At 72.4% G+C, this 21,402-nt stretch carries 18 protein-coding genes and 1 CRISPR repeat array; of the genes, 6 read left to right on the top strand and 12 right to left on the bottom strand.

Annotated elements, in window-relative coordinates; all coding sequences use genetic code 11:
• Window positions 1–42: 42 nt before the first annotated feature.
• Entirely contained in the window at window positions 43–1,059 is a 1,017-nt protein-coding gene (locus tag BX285_RS33225; protein ID WP_259470947.1) for an asparaginase, read from the bottom strand.
• A gap of 245 nt (window positions 1,060–1,304) precedes the next feature.
• Between BX285_RS33225 and BX285_RS33220 the strand changes: the two genes are divergently transcribed.
• On the top strand, window positions 1,305–1,847 hold the full coding sequence (locus tag BX285_RS33220) for a hypothetical protein (protein ID WP_121179327.1): 543 nt from the start codon (window positions 1,305–1,307) through the stop codon (window positions 1,845–1,847).
• A 584-nt stretch (window positions 1,848–2,431) separates the two neighbouring features.
• On the opposite strand, the gene BX285_RS39365 is transcribed toward BX285_RS33220, so the two are convergent.
• Window positions 2,432–3,109 (bottom strand): hypothetical protein, encoded by a 678-nt coding sequence (locus BX285_RS39365; protein ID WP_147465276.1) that lies wholly within the window; start codon window positions 3,107–3,109, stop codon window positions 2,432–2,434.
• Between the two features lie 307 nt (window positions 3,110–3,416).
• Here BX285_RS39365 and BX285_RS33195 point away from each other — a divergent pair, with 307 nt between their 5' ends.
• Entirely contained in the window at window positions 3,417–4,178 is a 762-nt protein-coding gene (locus tag BX285_RS33195; RefSeq protein WP_143685894.1) for a DUF4239 domain-containing protein, read from the top strand.
• A 928-nt stretch (window positions 4,179–5,106) separates the two neighbouring features.
• On the opposite strand, the gene BX285_RS33185 is transcribed toward BX285_RS33195, so the two are convergent.
• Both BX285_RS33185 and BX285_RS33180 read right to left on the bottom strand, forming a co-directional pair.
• Window positions 5,107–5,769, bottom strand: coding sequence for an HAD family hydrolase (locus BX285_RS33185; RefSeq protein WP_121179321.1), 663 nt, complete (start codon window positions 5,767–5,769; stop codon window positions 5,107–5,109).
• Between the two features lie 379 nt (window positions 5,770–6,148).
• A CRISPR array of direct repeats spans window positions 6,149–8,917; the repeat unit is 24 nt; unit sequence TCCCCGCGCCAGCGGGGGTCAGCC.
• Window positions 8,918–8,936: 19 nt separating this feature from the next.
• Window positions 8,937–9,143, bottom strand: a complete 207-nt coding sequence (locus BX285_RS33180) for a hypothetical protein (protein WP_121179320.1) — start codon at window positions 9,141–9,143, stop codon at window positions 8,937–8,939.
• Between the two features lie 137 nt (window positions 9,144–9,280).
• On the opposite strand from BX285_RS33180, the gene BX285_RS33175 reads away from it, so the two are divergent.
• Window positions 9,281–11,680, top strand: coding sequence for an ATP-binding SpoIIE family protein phosphatase (locus BX285_RS33175; RefSeq protein WP_259470946.1), 2,400 nt, complete (start codon window positions 9,281–9,283; stop codon window positions 11,678–11,680).
• 36 nt (window positions 11,681–11,716) lie between these two features.
• Here the strand turns inward: BX285_RS33175 and BX285_RS33170 are convergent, their stop codons facing one another.
• Window positions 11,717–13,015, bottom strand: a complete 1,299-nt coding sequence (locus BX285_RS33170; RefSeq protein ID WP_121179319.1) for a PQQ-binding-like beta-propeller repeat protein — start codon at window positions 13,013–13,015, stop codon at window positions 11,717–11,719.
• Window positions 13,016–13,132: 117 nt separating this feature from the next.
• Here BX285_RS33170 and BX285_RS33165 point away from each other — a divergent pair, with 117 nt between their 5' ends.
• Window positions 13,133–13,663: a CbrC family protein gene (locus BX285_RS33165; RefSeq protein ID WP_121179563.1), complete on the top strand. Its 531-nt coding sequence runs from the start codon at window positions 13,133–13,135 to the stop codon at window positions 13,661–13,663.
• A 305-nt stretch (window positions 13,664–13,968) separates the two neighbouring features.
• On the opposite strand, the gene BX285_RS33160 is transcribed toward BX285_RS33165, so the two are convergent.
• The 6 genes from BX285_RS33160 to BX285_RS33135 all read right to left on the bottom strand — a co-directional run bounded on the left by BX285_RS33160 (window position 13,969) and on the right by BX285_RS33135 (window position 19,209).
• Window positions 13,969–14,448 (bottom strand): hypothetical protein, encoded by a 480-nt coding sequence (locus tag BX285_RS33160; RefSeq protein ID WP_097240569.1) that lies wholly within the window; start codon window positions 14,446–14,448, stop codon window positions 13,969–13,971.
• 53 nt (window positions 14,449–14,501) lie between these two features.
• A complete protein-coding gene (locus BX285_RS33155; RefSeq protein WP_121179318.1) occupies window positions 14,502–15,134 on the bottom strand; it encodes a hypothetical protein in 633 nt (210 codons plus the stop codon).
• The gene (locus BX285_RS33150; RefSeq protein WP_183107317.1) at window positions 15,131–16,897 is read right to left on the bottom strand and encodes an alpha/beta hydrolase; all 1,767 of its coding nucleotides are present in this window, start codon (window positions 16,895–16,897) and stop codon (window positions 15,131–15,133) included. Before BX285_RS33150 ends, BX285_RS33155 begins: the two co-directional genes overlap by 4 nt.
• Window positions 16,897–17,292 (bottom strand): hypothetical protein, encoded by a 396-nt coding sequence (locus BX285_RS37685; protein ID WP_183107316.1) that lies wholly within the window; start codon window positions 17,290–17,292, stop codon window positions 16,897–16,899. Before BX285_RS37685 ends, BX285_RS33150 begins: the two co-directional genes overlap by 1 nt.
• A 281-nt stretch (window positions 17,293–17,573) precedes the next feature.
• Window positions 17,574–18,047 carry a hypothetical protein gene (locus BX285_RS33140; protein WP_121179315.1) on the bottom strand — a complete coding sequence of 158 codons (474 nt, stop codon included), beginning with the start codon at window positions 18,045–18,047 and terminating at the stop codon, window positions 17,574–17,576.
• A 100-nt stretch (window positions 18,048–18,147) separates the two neighbouring features.
• Window positions 18,148–19,209, bottom strand: a complete 1,062-nt coding sequence (locus BX285_RS33135) for a medium chain dehydrogenase/reductase family protein (RefSeq protein ID WP_097240573.1) — start codon at window positions 19,207–19,209, stop codon at window positions 18,148–18,150.
• Window positions 19,210–19,319: 110 nt separating this feature from the next.
• Here BX285_RS33135 and BX285_RS33130 point away from each other — a divergent pair, with 110 nt between their 5' ends.
• Window positions 19,320–20,039, top strand: a complete 720-nt coding sequence (locus BX285_RS33130) for a TetR/AcrR family transcriptional regulator (RefSeq protein ID WP_121179314.1) — start codon at window positions 19,320–19,322, stop codon at window positions 20,037–20,039.
• Window positions 20,040–20,086: 47 nt separating this feature from the next.
• Here BX285_RS33130 and BX285_RS33125 read toward each other — a convergent pair whose 3' ends face one another.
• A complete protein-coding gene (locus BX285_RS33125) occupies window positions 20,087–20,725 on the bottom strand; it encodes a GNAT family N-acetyltransferase (RefSeq protein ID WP_121179313.1) in 639 nt (212 codons plus the stop codon).
• A gap of 63 nt (window positions 20,726–20,788) precedes the next feature.
• Here BX285_RS33125 and BX285_RS33120 point away from each other — a divergent pair, with 63 nt between their 5' ends.
• Window positions 20,789–21,364: a TetR/AcrR family transcriptional regulator gene (locus BX285_RS33120; protein ID WP_121179312.1), complete on the top strand. Its 576-nt coding sequence runs from the start codon at window positions 20,789–20,791 to the stop codon at window positions 21,362–21,364.
• Window positions 21,365–21,402: the final 38 nt, after the last annotated feature.

Here is a 21,402-nt window from a genome sequence, read left to right as displayed (position 1 = left end):
GTCCCGGTGAAGGGTGTCAGTGGGCCGCGGCGGCGAAGGGTGTCAGTGGGCCGCGGCGGCGAAGGCGGCGGCGATCTCGTCGGTCTTCCGCCCCTGCTCCACCAGGACGTGCAGGAGCAGGCGGGCCTTGTAGGCGTCGAGGTGACCGCCCCGGATCAGTCCGCGCGCCAGCAGGTCCTTCTCCGAGCCGGGGAAACCGTACGTCCCCTCCAAGACGGGCCCGTTGCCGATCCGGCTGGCGAGGACGACGGGGATCCGCGCCGCGGCCCGCTCCAGGATGCCCACGTAGGCCTCGGGCACGTGGCCGACGCCGAACGCGGCGATGACGAGCCCGTCGCAGGCCTCGGCCATCGCGGCCAGCAGGGCGCCGTCGTCGCCGAGCGTCGCGCCGTACAGGCCGATGCGTACGGCGTCGCCGACCGTCGAGCCGGCGGCCGGCCCGGTCGCCGGCCGCGGGAAGGTCGTCCGCGGGGCGAGCGGGCCGTGGAGGTGGACCCGCCCCTCGTAGAGGCGCCCGAGCGGCCCGGTCGCCGGGGAGGTGAACGCGGCCGGGCTGGTGCTGTGGGACTTGCGGACGGTGCGGGCGGCGTGGATCTCGTCGCCGAGGACGACCACCGCCCCGGCGCCCCGCAGCTCCGCCGCCGCGGCGGCGATGACGGCCGCATGGATGTTCGCCGGGCCGTCCGCACCGGGCAGGGTGGGGTTGCGCATCGCCCCGGTGACGACGATCGGCTGCTCGCCGGGGTGCCAGAGGTCCAGCAGGTAGGCGGTCTCCTCGATGGTGTCCGTGCCCTGGGTGACCACCACCCCGTCACAGCCGCTCCGGAAGGCGTCGGCGACGGCCTCCGAGAGCGCGCGGAGGTCACCGAAGGCGAGAGACGCCCCGGGCAGGCGCCGGAAGTCGTGGACGCGCAGCTCGACGTCGAGCTCCTGCAGCGCCGGGACGGCGGCGAGGAGGTCGTGGGCGGAGAGCGCGGGCACGACCCCGCCGGTGGCCGGATCGGTGGTCATGGCGATCGTGCCGCCCAGGGAGAAGATCGCAACTGTCCTCGTAGCCAACGCCGTTGCCTCCTTGTCCGGGTGCCGCCGTCCGCGCAGCCCCCGCAGCGGTGTGGCGGTGGCCGACTGGCCTCGGGGCAATCTACCGTCACGAATGAGCAATCAGAGTCCTGAAAAGGCCCACATCCTTCCGCACGTGATCACCAAAGGCCCCTCCATCGGATTTCCCCGAATCCCGGGCCGATCAGAGGTCTACCCTGCGAACACGCAGCGCTACGTGCCGTATCCGTACGAGAAGGAGCCCCATGTCATCGTCCTGCGACCCGCAACACGCTCCCGCCGGCGATGTGAGCGCCGCACTCATGGTGGTCGACTCGCGGCTCAAGGCCGTGTACGACGGCAAGAACGGGACGGACCCCGAACACCAGCGGATGGTCAACCAGTTCGCCGCGTCCATGGGCCCCACAGGGCTCAAGTCGCTCCTGGACGGCACCTGCACCCTCATCTACATGTACATGAACTGGCTGCGGGGGACGCTCGAACACCACGACGAGGACGTCGTCGAGTACGTGGTGCCCGCCCTGGTGGGCACCATGCGCATGATGCCCAGGACCTTCCGCCCCGAAGTCGTCCCCACCATGGCCGCCCTGCTCGTCGCCGCAGGCACCGGCCTGAGCCCCAACCTCTGGCGCGCCCAGTACGGCCCCTGGACCGACGCCGAGATGAACCCCCTGGAAGCCACGGCCGTCCTGCTCGCGGAACACATCAACCGGATCTCCGGCAACGACGACAACAGCTTCGCCACCCGCCTGATCGCCGAAGTCCTCTCCGGCCTGGACCGGGACTGACGCTGACGCCCTCAACGGCCCAGCCCGTACCGCACGTAGTCCGGATGAGCCGCGCCGAGCTCGCGGTTCTCGTCCGGTCCGTTGACGATGCGCAGCCGGTCGATCCGTGCGCAAGGTTTGCTCCGACCGCCACCCGTCCGCCGCCCTCGTCGGCGTCTGCGGGCTTCCCGCCCGCCGGGCAGACCCCACCGGCCGTGGGCATCGAGGTCACCGACCACTACGGCAGCATCGCCGAACAGCGCCCGGCAGATCGCCGCCGGCACCGCCGACGCCGGTCCCGACGGTGCGCAGCCTCCCGAGTCGTAGGCCTCACAGCGGTCTCGCTGCCGTTACCCCTGTTGGTGTGACCGGCGCGGCTCAATGCCTGAGGGAAGGCGTGTCGGCGGCACGCAGGCCGCCCTCCTGGCGGTAACTAGATCATATGCCCGGCTGGAAACTGTCCCTCTCTGCGGCTGCCGCCGGCCTGGTGCTGGCCGGCTCGGCCGCGGGTCTGCCTTCGGTCGGGTCGGTCGCCGTGCTCTCCGACGGGCCGGGGACGGGCGGATCGTCCCCTTCGGCAGCTTCCGGAGCACCTGCGTGCGGAGTCAGTGTCCCCGGGCCTGGTGGTCCGACACCTGGTGGTCCCGGGCCCGGCTCTCCTGCGCCAGGTGCTCCCGGGCCCGGCTCTCCTGCACCAGGTGCTCCCGGGCCCGGCTCTCCTGCGCCAGGGGTGCCTGGATCTGAGGCGCCTGGGGCCGGTGCTCCCGGGCCTGGGGTGCTTGGGCCTGGCGTTCCTGTGCCGGGGGCTGCGCCCGGCGCTCCTGGGCCTGACGCTCCCGCAGGCGGCGCGAGGGTACCCGGTGCTCCTGCGGGTGGGGGCGCGGCTGTTGGCGGTGCCGGAGCTGTCGGTGCTCCCGTAGCCGGTGCTCCGGGGGCGGGTGCCGGTGTCCCTGCTGCCGGCGGACCTGCAGCCGGTGCTTCGGGATCCGGAGCTGCCGGTGCCGGCGCCGGTGGTGCGGTTGCCGCCGGTGGACCCGGGGGTGGTGGCGCGCCTGCCACCGGCGGATCTGCGGCTGGTGCTCCGGGGGTCGGAGGTGGTGCTGCTGCTGGTGCCGCTGCCGCCGGGGCACCCGCAGCCGGTGCTTCGGGAACCGGCGCCGGTGCCGGTGCCCTGGCGGCCGGTGCGCCGTCCGCCGGAGTTCCCGCCGCCGGGGTTCCCGCCGCCGGGGGATCCGCTGGCGGGGGATCCGCGGGTGCAGCCAGAGTGCCTGGAGCGGGGTCATCCGGCACCGGGGCGGTCGGGAACGGGCGAAACCCGGTGAAGAGCTCGCCGAGCGCCTCGCCTAGTGCCTCGCCGAGCGCGTCCGGTACCGCGTCGCCGAAGCCCTCCGCCTCCCCGGGAACGCCAGGCGGGGGGCAGGGGCCGAAACCCCTCCTGCGCTCCGGCCCCTTCGACCACGGCATCGCCTCGCTGCCGCGCAGCGCCATCGTCCTGTTCTTCCTGTTCCTGTTCGTTCCCGCGATCGCCGCCGCGGCCATCGCGTGGCGTCGCGGTAGGCGCCGCCCGACCGACCGAAGGGCGAGGGGCCCGTGGGACACGTAATCGGAGTGCTCGCCATCGTCGCCGGATTCGTCGTCATCGCCGGGGGCGCCGTCCTGCTCAACGCCCGCAGGGCCAGGCGGTCGGCGCCGGCCGCAGAAGCGCGCGACAACACTGCCGAGTACCTGACGATGATGGTCGGCGTCTTGTACGCCTTGGTGCTGGGCGTCGCGCTGGTCTGGGTGTGGGAGGCCAAGGACGACGCCTACACGAACATCAGCGCCGAGGTGGGGGCCCTGCACCAGACGTATCTGCTCGCCGACGGGCTGCCGCCGACCGCCGCTCAGCAGGTCCATCAGGCGGCGGACGCCTACGCCACCTATGTCCGGACCGAGGAGTGGCCCCTGATGGAGCAGAACAAGCCGCTGGGCACGCGGGGCTGGACTCTCCTGCACGAGGTGCAGAACGCGTGGACGTCCTTCGAGCCCACGACCAACGAGCAACAGCTGGTCGGCCAGCTGGCGATCGGGCGGATCTCCGACGCCTACCAGGCACGCCACGGTCGTGAGGTGGCCGGGGGCCGGGGCATGTCGGGCGTAATGTGGTTCGGCCTGCTCGCCGGTGGTGCTCTCACCCTGGGCCTGATGTTCCTCTTCGGGGTCGAGCGCAACGGGACCCACCTGGTGCTGGCCATGGGCTTCACCAGTCTCATCGCCTTCATGCTCGTCCTCATCTACGCCTTGAACTCCCCCTTCGGAGGCCCGCTCGGCCTGAGTCCGGCGTCCTTCGCCGATGTGGGTGCCGGCGGCTGACACCGGCGGCGCCCTGCCCGCGGACGGGTCTCGCGGGTCCTGCTCGGCCACGGGCAGGAGGTGTCTCATGAGCCGCGGCGTCTGGTCGCGTCGCGCTCTCTGCGGGTCGGTTGTCGGGCTGTGGGACACGTCGAGTGTGTCGCGCTGGTTGGGTTGTGAGAGTGACGGGCCGGGGGCCGGGCGCGATCAGGCCGTGTCCAGCTCGGCTCGGCGCAGCGGCCGGGGAGGCTGACGATGGGCTGGGTGCGCTGTTCCTGGGTGGAGCGCACCCCCCGTCGTCCCCACGTCGAGGCAGTGCGGAGCCCTCAGGCGTCCCGCAAGGCGACCAGCGTGGTCTCACCTCCGCGCCAGCGGGGGTCAGCCAGGCAGCTGTCCGGCCGCACCCCAGTCGAACGCGTCATCCCCGCATGGGTCAACCGGGGGTGTCGGTCGGCCGGTCGGCGTTCTCCGCCTTATCCCCGCATCAGCGGGATCAGCCAGGCTTGAGACCGGTCCCGATCCCGCCCTCGTGCTCCGTCCCCGCGCCAGCAGGGGTCAGCCGCGCGCTGTACGCCACTCGGCGGACCTTCCCGTACCTCGTCCTCGCATCAGCGGGGGTCAGCCCGCAGGTGGATTTGGCGAAGCAAGCGGGCCTCCGCCGCGAGACGATCTCGGAAGCTCAGTTGGGCGAGGCCATGCGCATTCATGGCCGCCTGGCACGCATCTCGCGCGGGCTCGCGCTGTCGATGTGGCGCCTGTTCTGGGACCACCAGGCCCTGGCCGATCGCACCGCGTGCGCGCTGCTGAGCAGGCGCTCGATCAGTCGGCCGTCACGTGGTACGCCCCTGGCATGGAGCGCGTGCGCAAGGCCCGGCGAGCGCTCGCCCCGTGGCAGGAATCGGCGGCCATCCAGCACGTGGACCGCGCCTCTACTCCTGGTCGGCGACGCTCAGTTCGCTGCAGCGTTGAACTCGGCGATCAGTTCCGGCAGTTCCGTCAGCGAGTCGATCCGGACCGTCGCCTGCTCGGCGGCCGGGTCGTGCTGATGGATCCAGCCCCACGGGCCGCGTCGGATCAGCGCCGTCCGCATCCCCGCCTTCGCGGCGGGGAGCACGTCGTTGTCGAGCCGGTCTCCGACGTAGAGGATCTGGCCGGGCTCGGCGGGCACTGCTTCGGCGACGCGCTCGAAGAAGGCGAGGTCCGGCTTGGCAGCGCCCCAGTCGTCGGAGGTGCCGATCAGGTCGACGTCACCGGTGAACAGCGAGCGGAGGATTGTGCCGGCGCGCACTGTCTGGTTGCCTGCGATAGCCAACCAGAGACCGGCCGCGCGGAGGTCGGCGAGGGCGGGGCGTACGTCCGGGTAGAGGTCCTCCTCGCCGAAGGTCTCCGGCTGACCGGCGGCAAGGCGGCGCTCCCGCTCCTCGTACAGATCGAAGCCGGGGCGGAACACCTGGAACGTCTCCCGATAGTCCCGTCCCTGCGCGATCACTGCACCGAACTGGGCGACGAACGTGTGCCTCGGCACACCCAGCCAGTCCGCCCAGGTGCCGTACTCCCGAGTCTCGTCGACCAAGCACTCCCCGACATCGAACACCACAGCCGTGATCGTCATGGCCGCAGCCTAACGACGACGGGATGTTCTGTTTGGGGGCCGTTCTCTCGACGCCCGGCACCGCGACTTAGCCTCGCGACAACCAGCAGGGCTGGGCCTGGGGCATCGTGGCGGGTCGTCGGGGCTCCGCAAACGCCTGAGGCGCCATCGTGGATGCCCTCGTCCCATCCCTGGGGCCCTGTCCCCTTGGCCCCGCTCCTGCCAAACCGTGAGGCGGTGGAACTCCCGTACTGTCGCCCACGCCACCATCGGGAGACATGGCACGATGGGCTACACGCTCTTTGACACCACAACAACTCACCGAAGCCCAGCGCCTCGGCGACCGTCGATCATGGCAAAGAAATAGCAAAGGACGACGCTACGTTGCAGGTCAGAAAGCCTCGTCCCCGCGCCAGCGGGGGTCAGCCGGCGCGGAAGGCCGCCGACGAGGAGCCGACCCGCTCGTCCCCGCGCCAGCGGGGGTCAGCCGCCGGCGTCGTACGCAGCCAGGGCCCGGACGTGCTCGTCCCCGCGCCAGCGGGGGTCAGCCGGCGTCGGAAGGCGACCCACACCCTGTTTCGGGCTCGTCCCCGCGCCAGCGGGGGTCAGCCGGCGGCGGTCGTGGACGAGGCTGGCGTGGTCCACTCGTCCCCGCGCCAGCGGGGGTCAGCCGCCAGTTGGACGTTCCGGCAGGTCAGACCGCGCCTCGTCCCCGCGCCAGCGGGGGTCAGCCGTAGTGGGTGTCCGTGCCGACCCGGTATCTGTCCTCGTCCCCGCGCCAGCGGGGGTCAGCCGAACCAGCGTGTCCAGCGGATCGGGCAGGCCGGCTCGTCCCCGCGCCAGCGGGGGTCAGCCGTCGGTGGTATAGCGGCAGGTGGAGCAGCTCTTCTCGTCCCCGCGCCAGCGGGGGTCAGCCGCACCCTCCGACGCTGCCGATTCCATGATCAAACTCGTCCCCGCGCCAGCGGGGGTCAGCCGCCGCCGACGTCAGCATCACCACCACCGTGCGCCTCGTCCCCGCGCCAGCGGGGGTCAGCCGCACGCGATGTGGACGGCGGCCGGGATCGTGGGCTCGTCCCCGCGCCAGCGGGGGTCAGCCGCTCGTGGACGCCGCATGATCCGCACCACCACCCTCGTCCCCGCGCCAGCGGGGGTCAGCCGGGGCACGGCCACGAGGTCATCACGGCCGTGGCCTCGTCCCCGCGCCAGCGGGGGTCAGCCGGCGCAGGCCGTCCGTCACCAGCTGCACGAGCACTCGTCCCCGCGCCAGCGGGGGTCAGCCGCAGCACCTGAGACGAGAAGCGCTGTGCCTGGGCTCGTCCCCGCGCCAGCGGGGGTCAGCCGCAACTCGATCCTCGCCGGCACCTCCCTGGTACCTCGTCCCCGCGCCAGCGGGGGTCAGCCGGTCTGGGCGGCGGCCACCAGCGCCGGGAGCGGCTCGTCCCCGCGCCAGCGGGGGTCAGCCGTGTTCGATCTTGTGTCGGAACTGCCCCAACTTCTCGTCCCCGCGCCAGCGGGGGTCAGCCGCGCAACCGCTGGCCGTTGCCGACCATCGGCGCCTCGTCCCCGCGCCAGCGGGGGTCAGCCGTCTTCCGGGGCCGCTGGGCTGTTTCAGATTCTCTCGTCCCCGCGTCAGCGGGGGTCAGCCGCGCGTGCCAGCGGGGATTGGCCGCGGCATGGGCTCGTCCCCGCGCCAGCGGGGGTCAGCCGGCCTGCGCGCGGAAGTGTCGCGCCCGGGTCCGCTCGTCCCCGCGCCAGCGGGGGTCAGCCGGAACCCCGGCCGGTCACCAGAATCCGTAACCCCTCGTCCCCGCGCCAGCGGGGGTCAGCCGGGGGCGTGATGGTCAACAAGCTCACTCAGCTCCTCGTCCCCGCGCCAGCGGGGGTCAGCCGGTGAGATGTTCTTTGTCGATCCGGCGAACATCCTCGTCCCCGCGCCAGCGGGGGTCAGCCGCAGCCAGCCGTTCGGGTTGCGTCGATCAGGCTCTCGTCCCCGCGCCAGCGGGGGTCAGCCGACCGCCGCAGCCACGGTCGTGCCGGTGCCCCGCTCGTCCCCGCGCCAGCGGGGGTCAGCCGAGCCGGGCCGATGCCTGGCGGAGCGCGGCCGCCTCGTCCCCGCGCCAGCAGGGGTCAGCCGTGGACCTTCGCCGGCAGGAGGAGCCAGCGGGGCTCGTCCCCGCGCCAGCGGGGGTCAGCCGTAGCAGGTCACGCATCGGTGCGTGGGCTCGGACTCGTCCCCGCGCCAGCGGGGGTCAGCCGTACACCGGGTTGCCGGTGGCGATGTCGATGAACTCGTCCCCGCGCCAGCGGGGGTCAGCCGGTCGTCCTGTGTGACCGGTACATCGCCAGCTCCTCGTCCCCGCGCCAGCGGGGGTCAGCCGTTGCCGGTCCCGGGCCCGTGGCCGGAGGGGGTCTCGTCCCCGCGCCAGCGGGGGTCAGCGATCCCGAGGAGGACGGGCCCGAAGATGCCGAGCTCGTCCCCGTGCCAGCGGGGGTCAGCCGGACGCGGTCGAGCGAGTGGCCCGCACCGCCGACTCGTCCCCGTGCCAGCGGGGGTCAGCCGTCCTCCCCCAGCACGAGGAGACTGCCGTCGTGCTCGTCCCCGCGCCAGCCGGGGTCAGCCGGAAGGAGGCAGGCCATGAGCCAGCCTACCGACCTCGTCCCCGCGCCAGCGGGGGTCAGCCGTTCGGCATGACGGCGGCTCAGATCTTCGACTACTCGTCCCCGGGCCAGCGGGGGTCAGCCGTCGCCGATGGACCCGCGCCTTACGTTCGTCGGCTCGTCCCCGCGCCAGCGGGGGTCAGCCGGTGGTGGTGGCTTGACCAACATAGAGAGCATGCTCGTCCCCGCGCCAGCGGTCAGCCGCCGTTGCGCTTGGTGTCGCTGTAGCGGGGGAACTCGTCCCCGCTACAGCGGGCATCAGCCGTCCTTCGGCACGTCGGCGTCCGAGGCGAGGATCTCGTCCCCGCGCCAGCGGGGGTCAGCCAGACTTCGAAGCCGCCCTTCGCATAGCTGGCGGCTCGTCCCCGCGCCAGCGGGGGTCAGCCGTACACGGCGCTGATGACCGAGCAGGGCATCAACTCATCCCCGCGCCAGCGGGGGTCAGCCGATGAACGTCCCGACGATGGGCGGCTACTACACCTCCTCCCCGCGCCAGCGGGGGCAGCCGCCTACGGCGTGCGGCCGGGTCAGCGGCTCGTGGTGAGGACCGTTTCCGTCCAGCGCCGGAAGTGGGTGATCAGGGCGGCGGAGCGGGCCGTGCCGTGGGGGAGGGCGGGGAGGAGGGCGAGGGCGGGGAGGGAGGCGGTGAGGGCCAGGATCAGGGGGATGAGGGCCAGGGCGACGATGAGGGTGCGCTGGCAGGCGACCAGCTGGCGGGCGATGGCGGTGATCATCAATTGTCCTTCGGCTGCGGGGACTTGGGCTCGGCGCCTACGCTTTCGTCCGGTGGCGGCGTTGCGCCAGGGGCAACGTGTTGCCGATCGGCGGCAACGGAACGCGGCGGTGGCGGAGAAGGCCGGAGGGGTTGCGGGTGTTGGAGCGACGCGGGGAGGTTCCGGAGCCTTACGAGCCGCCGGAGCCGGAGGTGCGGGCGTTCGTCGAGTTCATCGGGCGGCTGTTCGCCGTGCTGGGCACCACGCTGACCAGGTACGCGGCCCGCTGCAGCCGTGACAAGGGCTCCGTCTCGCGGTACTTCCGGGGTCAGCGGATCGCCCCGAAGGACTTCGTGGACGAGTTGTTGCGCCACGTCGGGGAGCTCGGCGGCAAGCCGGTGACGGCCGAGGTCCAGGAGGAGGCGCACCGGTTGCGGATGGAGGCGTTGCGGGTGCGCAACGCTTCGCGCCACGAGGTGGAGCAGTTGCGGGACAAGCTCGGGTCGGCCGAGCGGGAGTTGCATCTGGCGAGTGTGCGCGAGCGGCACCTGTTGCGCGCCCTGGAGGCGACGGAGGCTCAGGCGCATCAGGCCGAGCAGCGCTACCGGCAGTTGGAGTCGGACTGGGCCACCGCCCAGTACGCGTCGGGTGCGGTGGGTGCGCTGGAGTTGTACGGGGAGCCGGACGGGGCGAGCGGGGTCAGGGACGAACTGCTGGGCCTCAAGGTGGAGTTGGAGGCCCTGCGCGCGGAGCTCGCGCGTGCGCAGTCGCTCAAGCACGCGGCGGAGGAGCGCTGTGTGCGGCTGGAGGCCCGGCTGCTGGCCGCGGAGGCGACGCTCGACGCGGAGCGGACGGCAGGGCGGCTCCAGGCACCGCACACCGAGTTGGAGTCCGTACGGATGGCTCTGAGCAGGGAGTTCGGGCAGCGGGTGGAGCGTTCGCTGGATCTGGGGACGGTCGCCGGCGAGCTGTGCGCGCTGCTGGTGCGCCGGGTGGCCGATTTCGCCTCGGTGGACCTGGTCGCCGGTCTGACGGACGATTCCGCGCTGCCCTCGGAACGGCCCGGTGACCGTACGCTACTGCGCCGGGTCTCGCTCGCCTGTACGCCGGGCCTCTCCGACCGCTGGGGCCGCGAGCCCGTCGAGGGCGACCTGTTGACGGCGCCCGGTTCCACCCCGCAGGGCCGGGCGCTGCAGCAGAACGCCCCGGTGCTCGTGCCGGTGACCGGCTCCGAGGCGGCCGTCGATGCGGTCGTCGATCCGGCGCTTCCCCCGGGCGCGCCGTTCCTGTCCGAGGCGGTGGGGAGTTCCGTCCTGGCGTTGCCCTTGTCCGTCCGCGGCACGGTCTTCGGCGTGGTCAGGCTGGTCCGGCTGGCCGGCCGCGGGCCGTTCGGGCACGGCGACGCGGACCACCTGCAGGACCTGGTCGTCCGCGCGGCCCTGTCGATGGACATCGCGCGCCTGCACGGCGCGGAGCTGAGGATGGCGGCCACGCTGCAGAAGTCGATGCTCCCGACGCTCCCGGACGCGATGGCCGGCGTGCGGCTCGGCCACCGCTACCTGCCCGGTGAGCGCAGGGGCGGCGTCGGGGGTGACTGGTTCGACGCGATCCAGCTGCCCGGCAGCCGGGTGGCCCTGGTGGTCGGCGACGTGATGGGCCAGGGCCTGCACGCGGCCCAGACGATGGCGCGGCTGCGCGCCGCGATCCACGCGCTGGCCGGCCTGGACCTGCCGCCGGGTCAGCTGTTGCGCCACCTGGACAACCTGGCCCACATGCTCGGGCCCGAACAGCTCGCCACCTGCCTGTACGCGGTCTACGACCCGATCAACCGCACCTGCGAGCTGGCCAGCGCCGGTCACGTCCCACCGGTGCTGGTGCACGCGGATGGCGTCGGCGAGCTGCTGGAGATCCCCTCGGGCGCGCCGATCGGCGTCGGCGGGGTGCCGTTCGTCACCGCCGCCGTCGACGTCCCGGACGGGTCGATGCTGGTGCTCTTCACGGACGGACTGGTCGAGTTCCGCGACGGCGGCCTGGGAGAGGGTCTGGCCGCGCTCTGCAGCGGCCTGATCGACCCGCAGCAGAGCCCCGACCAGGTCTGTGACACCGTTCTCGCCCACTTCCGGCCGGACGACCGCACCGACGACATCGCCCTGCTGGTGGCGCGCCTCGTCGGGATCCCGTCGGCCGACGTGGCCACCTGGCAGCTCGAACCCGAGACGGCGGTGGTGCGGCGCGTACGGTGGCTGGTCCTGGAGCAGTTGGAGGCCTGGGGCCTCGAAGCACTCATGGACACCACCGAGTTGCTGGTGTCCGAGCTGGTGACCAATGCGATCCGGGTGGCGCGGGACGGTGTGCAGGTGCAGCTGATCCGGACGGACAGGCTGCTGGTCGAGGTCAGCGACGACAACCACAACCTGCCGTCGATGGAGCCCGGCGGGCAGCTGGAGGAGGGCGGCCGCGGCCTCGTCGTGGTCTCCAAGCTCGCCGAGCGCTGGGGTACGGCCCGCAAGGCGGTCGGGAAGGTCGTCTTCTTCGAGTTGCCGCTGCCCCGGACGTAGGCGGCGAGCGGGCCCCGGTCCGGCGCCGGACCGGCGTCAGGCCGCCGGCAGGGCGAAGACCGTCGAGCCCAGCTTGGCGAGCAGCCGCTGCCCGTCGGTGGCCAGGCCCCACGGCTGGTTCTGGGCGGCCGGCGAGATCGCGTCCACGGTGAAGGTCCACCGCGGTCGGCCCGTCCTCACGTCGACCGCGTGCACGCCGTCGCCGGCCAGGCCCGCCACGAAGAGGGTGTCCTGGACGAGCACGGGCTCGGTCATGGTCGGCCGGAAGGGCATCGGGCTGGTCCAGAGCTGCTGCCCGGTGCGGGAGTCCCAGGCGCAGGCCGCCGCCGTACCGTTGCCGCCGTAGACCGTGCCGCCGGCGGCCGTCACCGGTGGGAACGCCTTGGTGCCGCCGTCGGCGGTGCTGATCTCCCACAGCCGCCTGCCGTCGGCCAGGTTCACCGCCCGCAGGCCGTTGCTGCCCGTGCGGCAGTAGGCGCGGCCGTCGGCGACAGCGGGCGTGATCGAGCTGGTGGCGCCGGTCTCGACCAGCCACAGCTGTCGGCCGTCCTGGCCGTTGCGGGCGACCAGGTTGCACCTGCCGTCGGTGTAGTACAGGTTGCCGTCCGCGACCGCGTGGTGGAGGTACTGCGGCCCGGCCCCCACCTCCACCGGCAGGGACCACAGCTTCTCGTGCGTGTCGATCGAGAAGGCCAGCAGGTCGAGCTTCGGCGACGTGGTGGCCCCGACGGGCCTGACCCGGGCGACCGCGTACAGCACCTTGTCGTCGGCGCGGAGCACGGAGACGTTGGAGAGGTCGTCGGCGTTGGCCTGACGGTTGACGTTGAGCCACGTCTCCGCGCCGGTGGCCGCGTCGTAGCCGGTCGCGCCCTGGAAGGAGCCGACGAAGACGAGCCCGGCGCCGGCGGCCGTGTACAGCGTGTTGACGCCCTTGCCGGCCCACTTCACCGAGCCGGTCGCGGTGTCGATCGCGGTCAGGTGGGAACTCAGCGTGAAGAGCGTGCCGTTGGCGACCAGCGTCGAGGCGGGCACCAGGTCGGCGTCCGAGGTGAACGTCCACAGCGGTTCGGGCGCACCGGAGTCCGCCCGGGGGGCCATCGGCGTCGGCGACTCCCGCAGCGGCGTGGTCGACGGCGAGTCGGCCGCGGCGGGGGCGGCCTGCGACGGCCCGCCGTCCCGCCGGGACAGCGCCAACCCCGCGCCGCCGGCCACCGCGAGCGCGATGCCGCCGGCGAGCAGGGCCCGCCGCCCGGGCCGGCGAGGCGGGACGCCCGCGCCACCAGCGGTCCCTGCGGCCTCAGCGTCCTCGGCGGCAGGTCGATCCGAGATCCCCATGATGTACGTCGCCCCCCATGCGTTCGTCGACGCAGCAGCGCCGAAAACGATCTTACGTGGCCACCCCGAGCCCGCCGCTCCCGAACGACTCAGCGGGCGGTGGTACGGTCGCTGCCCGTGACAGAGCCGCTTCCTGTGTTCCCGTACCACCCCGACCCGGTGGCCACCGGCGCCGTCGTCCGGTCCGACGCGGAGTGCAGCTGCTGCAACCGGGCCCGCGGCTACGTCTACACCGGACCCGTCTACGCGCTGGAGAACCTCCGCGGTCGGCTGTGCCCCTGGTGCATCGCGGACGGCAGTGCTGCCGACCGCTTCGAGGCCCTGTTCACCGACGTCCTCGACGACGTCCCGATGGATCGGCTCGTCGCGATCACCCAGCGCACACCGGGATTCAGCGGGTGGCAGCAGGAGCGCTGGCTGGTCCACTGCGGGGACGGCGCGGCGTTCCTCGGCACCGCCGGAGCCGCTGAACTCGCCGACCACCCCGATGCCTTGGCCGCACTCCGCGAAGAACTCAGGCACGACCCCGGGCCCTCGCTCCAAGCCGAGCAGCACCTCAGGGCGCTGACCAGGACCGGCCAGCCGACGGCCTACCTCTTCCGGTGCCGCTCCTGCGGCAGCCACCTCGCCTACTCGGACGCCACATAAGGCCGTGCGGGAGGTGGGACGGACGATGTCCCACCCATCCCCCACCGAGCCCGGGCCGGGCGGGACCGGCATGGCGCGCCAGGTGGCTGCGAGGACTTCCAGGGTCACCAGGCGCATGGTGGTGTCGGCCTCGGGGAAGGAGCGCTCGGTCTCGCCGATGGGGGTGAAGCCGAGGCGCCCGGCCTGCTGCTGCTCGACGGCTGGGCACTGCGCGACCCGGGTTGTCGATGGAGTGACTGACCGCTGGAGTCCCCGCCACGGCTGATCAGCGGCCAACCGTACCTTCGGGCAGCCGGTGCGGGCATTCAGTGCGACCAGAACGGATCCTCGTAGCGGGGAATGATGTCGAGGTTGCCGTTGGGCAGGGTCGGCTCGGGCACGTAGGGGCCGAAGGGGTCTCGGTCGCGGATGACGGGGATGGGGCCGACGGTGGCCTGGAAGGTGATGTTGCCCGCGGCGCCGATGAGCACGCACACGCCGTACCCGGCGGGCGTGGCGGCGAACATGGCGGGCTGGCGGGGGTTGACGGCGGTGATCCGGTACCCCAGGGCCTGCCAGCCGCGTTCGGTGACGCCCAGCAGCGCGCCGTACTTGGACGGAGCGACCCTGGTCATGACGTACCGGTCGCGGGTGGCGACGGCGTGGCCCAGGGAGTGGTTGTCCGGGCCTGCGGTCTGCTCGGTGGAACGGGGCCAGCCGTCCCAGTACCGCAGCGGCGGACGGATGGCGGACATCGCCTCGTCGAGGAGCGCGTCGAGTACCTGGACGGCCTGTTCGGGGGTCATACGGAAGCTTTCGGAACGATGGGGCGAACGGCGGCCTTGGAAGGGCGCGGTGATCAGGAGGACCAGTACGGGTCCTCGTACGTGGGCACGACGTCCGGGTTGCCGTTGGCCATGACCGGGTCGGGAGTGGGGGTGCCGAACAGGTCCCGGCCGTCGGGCACCGGGACGGGGCTGACGGTGGCCCCGATGTCGATGTTCCCGGCGGGGTGGATGGTGATGCTCACACCGTTGCCCTCGGGCGTGGTGGCGAACAGGGCCTGCAGGTTGGCGGGCCCCGTCTCGACCCGGTAGCCCTTGGCCTGCCAGGTGCTGCGCACCGCGTCCAGCAGGGCGCCGTACTTGCCGGGGGCGACCTTCGTCTTGACGTGGCGTTGGCGGGAGGCCTTGGCGTAGCCGAGGGAGTGTTCGTCGAGGCCTTTGGAGTACTGCACGGTGGCCTGCGGCCAGGCGTCCCAGTACTGCAGCGCCGGCTGCACGCCCGCGGTGGTCTGTTCCAGCAGGGAGTCGAGTGTCTGCAGGGCCTGGGCCGGCGGGATGAGGGGGCCCGGACTCTCCCCCTCGCCCCGGTCGGCGCCCGTTCCGGCGCCGCCGACGCAGGCGGTGGCACCGACGGCGAGGAATGCGAGGGCTGCCGACAAGCGCAGGGCGGTGCCCGGACGGTGACTCAGGCTCGGACGGTCGTTCATCGGTGGTCCTGCCTCGTGACGTGGTCGTACTTCCCGGCCACGATCTGGCCGATGTTGTTGACCGATTCCAGGGTCTTCGACGTCGAGTCGTTGGGGTCGGTCATGTAGTCGGAGTGGGAGTCGAAGGAGAGCTCCGGCCCGTCGGCCACGGCGAAGCGGTTGGCGCCGAAGCCCTTGCTTGCCGGGTCCTGACCGAACCAGAGCTGGTCCTCGGGGCCGAACCAGTCGTACATCTTGTCGGCGACATAGCCGCCGACGAGGCTCCCGACCGGGCCCGCGAGGAAACCTCCCGTTGCGCCCTGGATGTCATTGGCCACGCGGCCCTTCGACGGCAGGTGGCTGACCGGGTCGTTCTCCGCGTCGCCGACCCACACGTGGCCGGGGTCGATGTGGAGTTGCGAGGCCTTGGCGGCGCCGGTGCCGGGGGAGCCGACGAGGATGACGTCATCGGCTCCGGTGCCACTGCTCATCTGCGCGCCCAGGCCGACGGTGGTGGAACCGTAGCTGTGCGCGAGGGCGACGAGGTGTGCGGGCGAGCCGTCGTGGGTGGCGCGCAGGCCTGCCATGAACTTGTCGTAGGCGGCCCCGCCCTTGGCTGCGCGGTCGGCGTCCATCACCTCCAGGGGCCGGGTGTCGCCGTCCGCGAGCTTCTCCAGGCCCGGCGGCGGGTCGTATCCGAGCCAGACCATCGACGCGACCTCGGCGTTGGGATCGGCGTTGTGCGCGGCGTTCCACACGTTCAGGGCACGGTCGCCGTCCTTGCCGCCGACGGCGCCGAGCGTGGTGCCCAGCCCTGGCACGTACGCGCTGACGTTCTTCGCCGTGTCCGGGTTCCCGAAGGACAGGATGCCCCGGCCCTGGCCCTCCTCGCTGACGCCCAGCAGGAAACGAGGGGGTTGCTTGTCCTTGTCCGCTTCCAGGCGCTTGCTGATCGCGAGGAAGCCTTCCAGTTTCTGCTTCTCGTCGTCCGTCAGGTTCGGCTTCTGCTGGTACTTGGTGATGAGGTGGGCAAGGTTCAGCCGGTTTGCTTGGTCACGGGCCGCTGCCGGGATGCCGTCGCGCATGCCCAGCAGGTCAGGGTGGGCCTCGATGAGCCGCTGCTGCTCGTCGGGCGTCAGGCCCTTCCACCAGCTGTTGACCTCGGTGGGCGAGGCGCCGGCGGGCGGGAAGCCCGCAGCCATCAGGTCGACGCCCTGCTGCGTGACGGCCTTCAGGTCGGCGGCGGCCTTGTCGGTGTCCAGCCCGGTGCCGTTGCGCGCGCGTTCGGTCAGGGAGTTCAGGAGCCCCGCGATCTTCTGGTCGGCATTGCCGGCCTCCGTAACGGCCCCGGATATCCGGTTCGCCAGCGCCCTCGCCTGCTGGGGGACGTCGTACTCCGGGTCGTTCCTCTCGGCCTTGGACGGGGCGGGCCAGGACACCGTCCCGTCCTCGGCGACGGTGAGCCCCAGGTTCTGTGCCTCCTGCAGTGCCGCCTTCAGCTTGGACTGGGCGAGCAGGAAGCTCTCGGAGGCCTCGCGCAGCAGCGCGGAGACCGCTGACATCTCGGTGTGAGCGGCGTCCAGGCGGTTGCTGGTGCGCTGCAGGGAGGCGTTGGCGGCACCGGCGGCGTTGCCGACCCAGTTCGCATTGAGGACGTGCTTGAGGACTTCGTGCTGCATGGTCTGGACATGCTTGCCGAAGTTGGTGGCGAGGGTGTCGTAGGCGGTGGCCGCCGGCAGCAGGCCGGACAGGTCGCTGTCGCGCAGCTGGGCGAGGGAGACCATCAGCTCGCCCCCTGCGGGAACAGCCCGGAGGGCTTCAGACCCGTGGCGCCGTTCTTGTCCGCGTTGCGGTAGTCGGTGGCGGTCTGGCTCAGCTTCAGGGCGACGCCGTCGACCTCTGAGGCGAGCTTGTTCAGCAGGTCCTCCCATGCCGCGGTGCAGTTGTGCAGCGCGGCACCGACCTGCCAGCCCGACAGCGCAGCGGCCGCCGTGTCGGAGGGCTGGTGGATCGCCTTGAGCTCGGCGGGCATCGCCTCACCGCTCTCCTTCGCGGCCTTGGCCGCCAGGTCCAGGTCCGCCGGATTGACCCCGAAGGTCGGCCCGAGCACCGGCGCGCCCGGGGCCGTCGGCGGCGCGTAGAACCCGCCCGGCCCGCCCGTACCTGCGTACGCGTTCATGGATGTCCGTCCCCCCGTCAGTCAACCTTCGGTGCTTCTCCGGAACGCCCCGGTCGCACGTGCGATGCATTTTCGCATGATTCGCACGAATGATCGTTTCGCGCACGGGGAAGGTAGCAGACTCGGCTCACCCCCGGCGGCAGCCGGGACGCAGCCGCCGATCGGTCGCACCGCCTCGCCGCATCGACCAGGGCACGACTCACACCCACTCACTCGCCCCCAAGCCCGCCGGCATGCGACAGCCCCGCGGCATCACCGGGCGATCCCTGACGGCCGGTCAGTCAGTCGCTGCCGCTGCCGCTGCCGCCGCCGCTGCCGCCGCCGCCGCTTCGCAGATCGCCCAGGCCTTCCTCGAACTCCGGGAGTACGTACTGCTCCGTGCCGCGGCCCGGCATCTCGATCTTCTTGAGCTGCCCGCCGACGACGTGGGACACCACGGGTACGGGCAGGCCTTCCGGCCAGATCCCGGTTCGCTTGCCCTCGGAGAGCACCCGGCGGAACGCGCCGGTGGATCCCCGCAGGCTGCGGCCGTTCGCCTTCAACTCCTCGGCGCCGCACTCGCCGTCGCCCTCGATGACCTGGAGCAGGATCTGCTGCGCCCGGGGCGGCAGTCGGTCGTAGTACGAGCGGGCCCGCTCCGGCGTCCAGCGGTCGTCAGGCACCGCGGTCACGACGGCTGCCGGCACGGCGGCGAGGGCGAGCAGCTTCTCCAGGACCTCGGGGGTCGGGTCCTCCACGGTGATCGTGATCTTCATGGCGGGCAGCCTTCCAGTCCGGAGCGCCGAACACAAATAACAACAGCAGACAGCCCATAGACAGGAGCGAGCTGCTGGACGCAGGGGCGCCGACGGCCCGTCACGCGCTCGGGACGATGACGACCTTGCCCGCGACCGTACGGGACTCGGCCAGCTCCAGCGCCGCGGCCGCCTCGCCCAGCGGGATCCGGGCGGCGATCTGCGGGGTGAGGACGCCGTCGGCCAGCAGACGCAGCACCTGGGTGAGGTCCGCGCCCAGGCGGCGCCGGAAGGCCTCGGGGCGGCGCCGGCCCGCCCAGATGTTGTAGAAGTGCGCGCTCCTGCCGTTGGGGAGGCCGTTCCAGAGCAGGAGGCGGGCGAACAGCTTCAGGACGGGCAGTCGCGAGTTGCCCGTCTCGTCCTTGGTCGCGGCGGTGCCGTAGGACACGAGCGTGCCACCGCGGCGCAGCAGCTGCCAGGAGTCCACCAGGCCGGGGCCGCCGACGTGGTCGAACACCGCGTCGACGCCGTCGGGCGCGAGCTGCCGGATCCGGTCGTACAGGTGCGGGTCGCGGTAGTCGACCGGGGTGGCGCCGAGGGCGCGTACGGCCTCGTGGTGGCGCGTGGAGGCCGTGCCGATCACGGTGATCCCGGCGTGCCGGGCCAGTTGGACGAGGGTGGAGCCGACGCCGCCGTTGGCGCCGAGGACGACGACGGTGCCTCCGGGGCGGACGGCGGCGAGGCGGTGCAGCATCTGCCAGGCGGTGATGCCGTTGACGACGACGGTCTCGGCCGCGGCCGCGTCCACGCCGTCCGGCACGGGCACCAGGTCCGCGGCGTCGATCAGCAGGTGACTGGCCCAGGCGCCGGTCTTGGTGACGGCGGCGAACCGACGGCCGGTCAGCGCGGTGTCCACGCCGGGGCCGGTGGCGGTGACCGTGCCGACGATGTCGTAGCCGGGGACGAAGGGGAACGGCGGCTGGTCGTAGTACTTGCCGCGGCGCATCTGCTGTTCGGCGAAGGAGACGCCGGTCGCGTCCATCCGCAGGAGGACCTGGCCGGCGGCGGGGGCCGGCAGCGGGCGGGTGCGGACCTCCAGGCCGCTCGGTTCGACCGGGCCGGGCAGGACGATCTCGGTGGCGACGGTGGTGGCAGCGGCGCGGGCGGTGGTGGGACCGGTCATGGCAGGACTCCTCGGTGCGGACCGACGTGCTTACATCCGTAAAGCTACAGGTGTAAGGCTACGCCCGCAAGGCTTCACGCCCGTAAGCTTCACGGCGTAAGGTGACGAGCGTGAAGGAAACCAGCACAACGGAAACGGCCCCACCGGAAGCCGCCGCATCGGAAGACTCCGTACCGGGAGCCGCCGCAGGGAAGCCGACCCGCACACGCAACCGCCGCGGCGAGGGCGGGCGCCTGCGCGAAGAGATCATCACCGCCGCCGTGGAACTCCTCGACGAGAGCGGCGACGAACGCGCCATCACCCTGCGCTCCGTCGCCCGCCGGGTCGGGATCGCCGCCCCGTCCATCTACCCGCACTTCCCCGACCAGCCGGCCATCGTCCTGGCCGTCGTCCAGCGGGAGTTCGCCGAGCTGGAACGCCACCTGCGCTCCGCCCACTCCGCAGCGGGCGGGCAGGACACCGGTGAGGACGACCCCCGCCGCCGGCTGCGCGCGATCTGCGACGCGTACCTGGACTACGCCCGCACCCACCCCGGGCGCTACCGCACCATGTTCGGCGGCCTCTGGACTCCGACCCTCGGCGACAGCTCCATCACCGAGGCGGACCTCACCGCCCTCGGTGCGGAAGCCCTGGAGGTCATCGCCACCGCCATCAGCGACTGCGTCGCCGCAGGTCAGGCCACCAGCACCGACCCGTCCAGCGACGCCGTCGCCCTGTGGCTGGGCCTGCACGGCCTCGCCCACCAGCGCGCCGTCACCCGCGCCTTCCCCTGGCCGCCGGACATCGCCGACCGCCTCGTCTCAGCACTCGCCCACCTGAAGGACGCCTGAACCGCTTGTCAGAACCGGTCGGCGCAACCAGTCGTCCGAACCGGTCGTCAGAACCGCAGGTCCATCCGCTGCTCGACCGTGTCGAGGCCGAACCTGCGGGCGGGCCGGGAGACGGTGAGCTCGAAGCCGGCCTTGGAGTAGAGGTGGTGGGCGGCGTCGAGCCCGGCGACGGTCCACAGCAGCACGCCCTCGTACGAGCGGGCGCGCGCCTCGTCCAGGGCCGTCGCCAGCAGCCGCCCGCCCAGACCCCGGCCCCGGGCGTCCGGGTCGAGGAGCACCCACCGCAGCTGACCCCAGCCCGGACGCTCCTCCGCCCGGACCAGACCGGCGGCGCCGACCACCCGGCCGTCGAGCTCGGCGACCCAGAGCCGGCCGGGCCCGGCGCCGCCCTCACGGGCCCGGGCGAGGACCAGCTCGGCCATGCCGGCGGCGACGTAGGCCTCCATGGTCTCGTCCATGCCGTACTCACGGGTGTAGAGGACGCCGTGCAGGGCGGCGACGGCGCCGAGGTCGCCGGGCCTGAGCGCTTCGCGAATACCGGCGACGTCGACTCGGGCCCCGGCTTCGGCCCCGGCTCCGGCTTCGGCTCGAGCCCCGGCTCCGGCTCCGGCTTCGGCCCCGGCTTCGGCCCCGGCTCCGGCTTCGGCTCCGGCTTCGGCTTCGGCTCCGGATGCGGTGTCAGCCATGGTGGCATCCCCTCTCACTGGAACGCTCACTGAAACACTCGTTTCAGTGGAACGATAGACCACGTGACCGCCCTCGCCAATGCACCCACCCGCCCGTCCTCGCCACGCCGCGAGGAAATCCTCGCCGCGACCGTCCGCTACGTCGCCGAGCACAACGTCTCCGACCTCTCCCTGCGCCCGCTGGCCGCCGAGATCGGCTCCAGCCCCCGCGTGCTGCTCTACCTGTTCGGATCGAAGGAGCAACTGGTCCGGGAGGTCCTGGCGGTCGGCCGGGCCGAACAACTGGCGCTGCTGGAACAGTCCGAGGCCGAGGGCGGCAACGCCCGCGAAACCCTCGAACTCCTCTGGACGTGGCTGACCAAGCCCGAACGCCGCGGCGCACTGCGCCTGTTCTTCGAGGGCTACGTCCGTGCTCTCGGCCACTCCGGCCCCTGGCAGGACTTCGGCACAACCTCCCTGGACGAGTGGCTGCCAGCCCTGCGACGGGTCCTCACCGGCACCGGAGCGAACCCCACCGTGGTCCTCGCCGTCCTCCGCGGCCTCCTCCTCGACCTCCTCGCCGACGACACCGAAGAGGGCATCCACACCGAACGCGTCCACACCGCCTGGCACGCCTTCCTCGACGCCGCCCTCCCCTGACTGACGCTGACGCCCAACCGACCTCCCTCGCCCGCAGG

The sequence above is a fragment of the Streptomyces sp. 1114.5 genome (assembly GCF_003635085.1).
GTDB lineage: Bacteria > Actinomycetota > Actinomycetes > Streptomycetales > Streptomycetaceae > Kitasatospora.
Note: the sequence above shows the minus strand (reverse complement) of the source record. Positions and strands in the feature narration are given on the sequence as shown.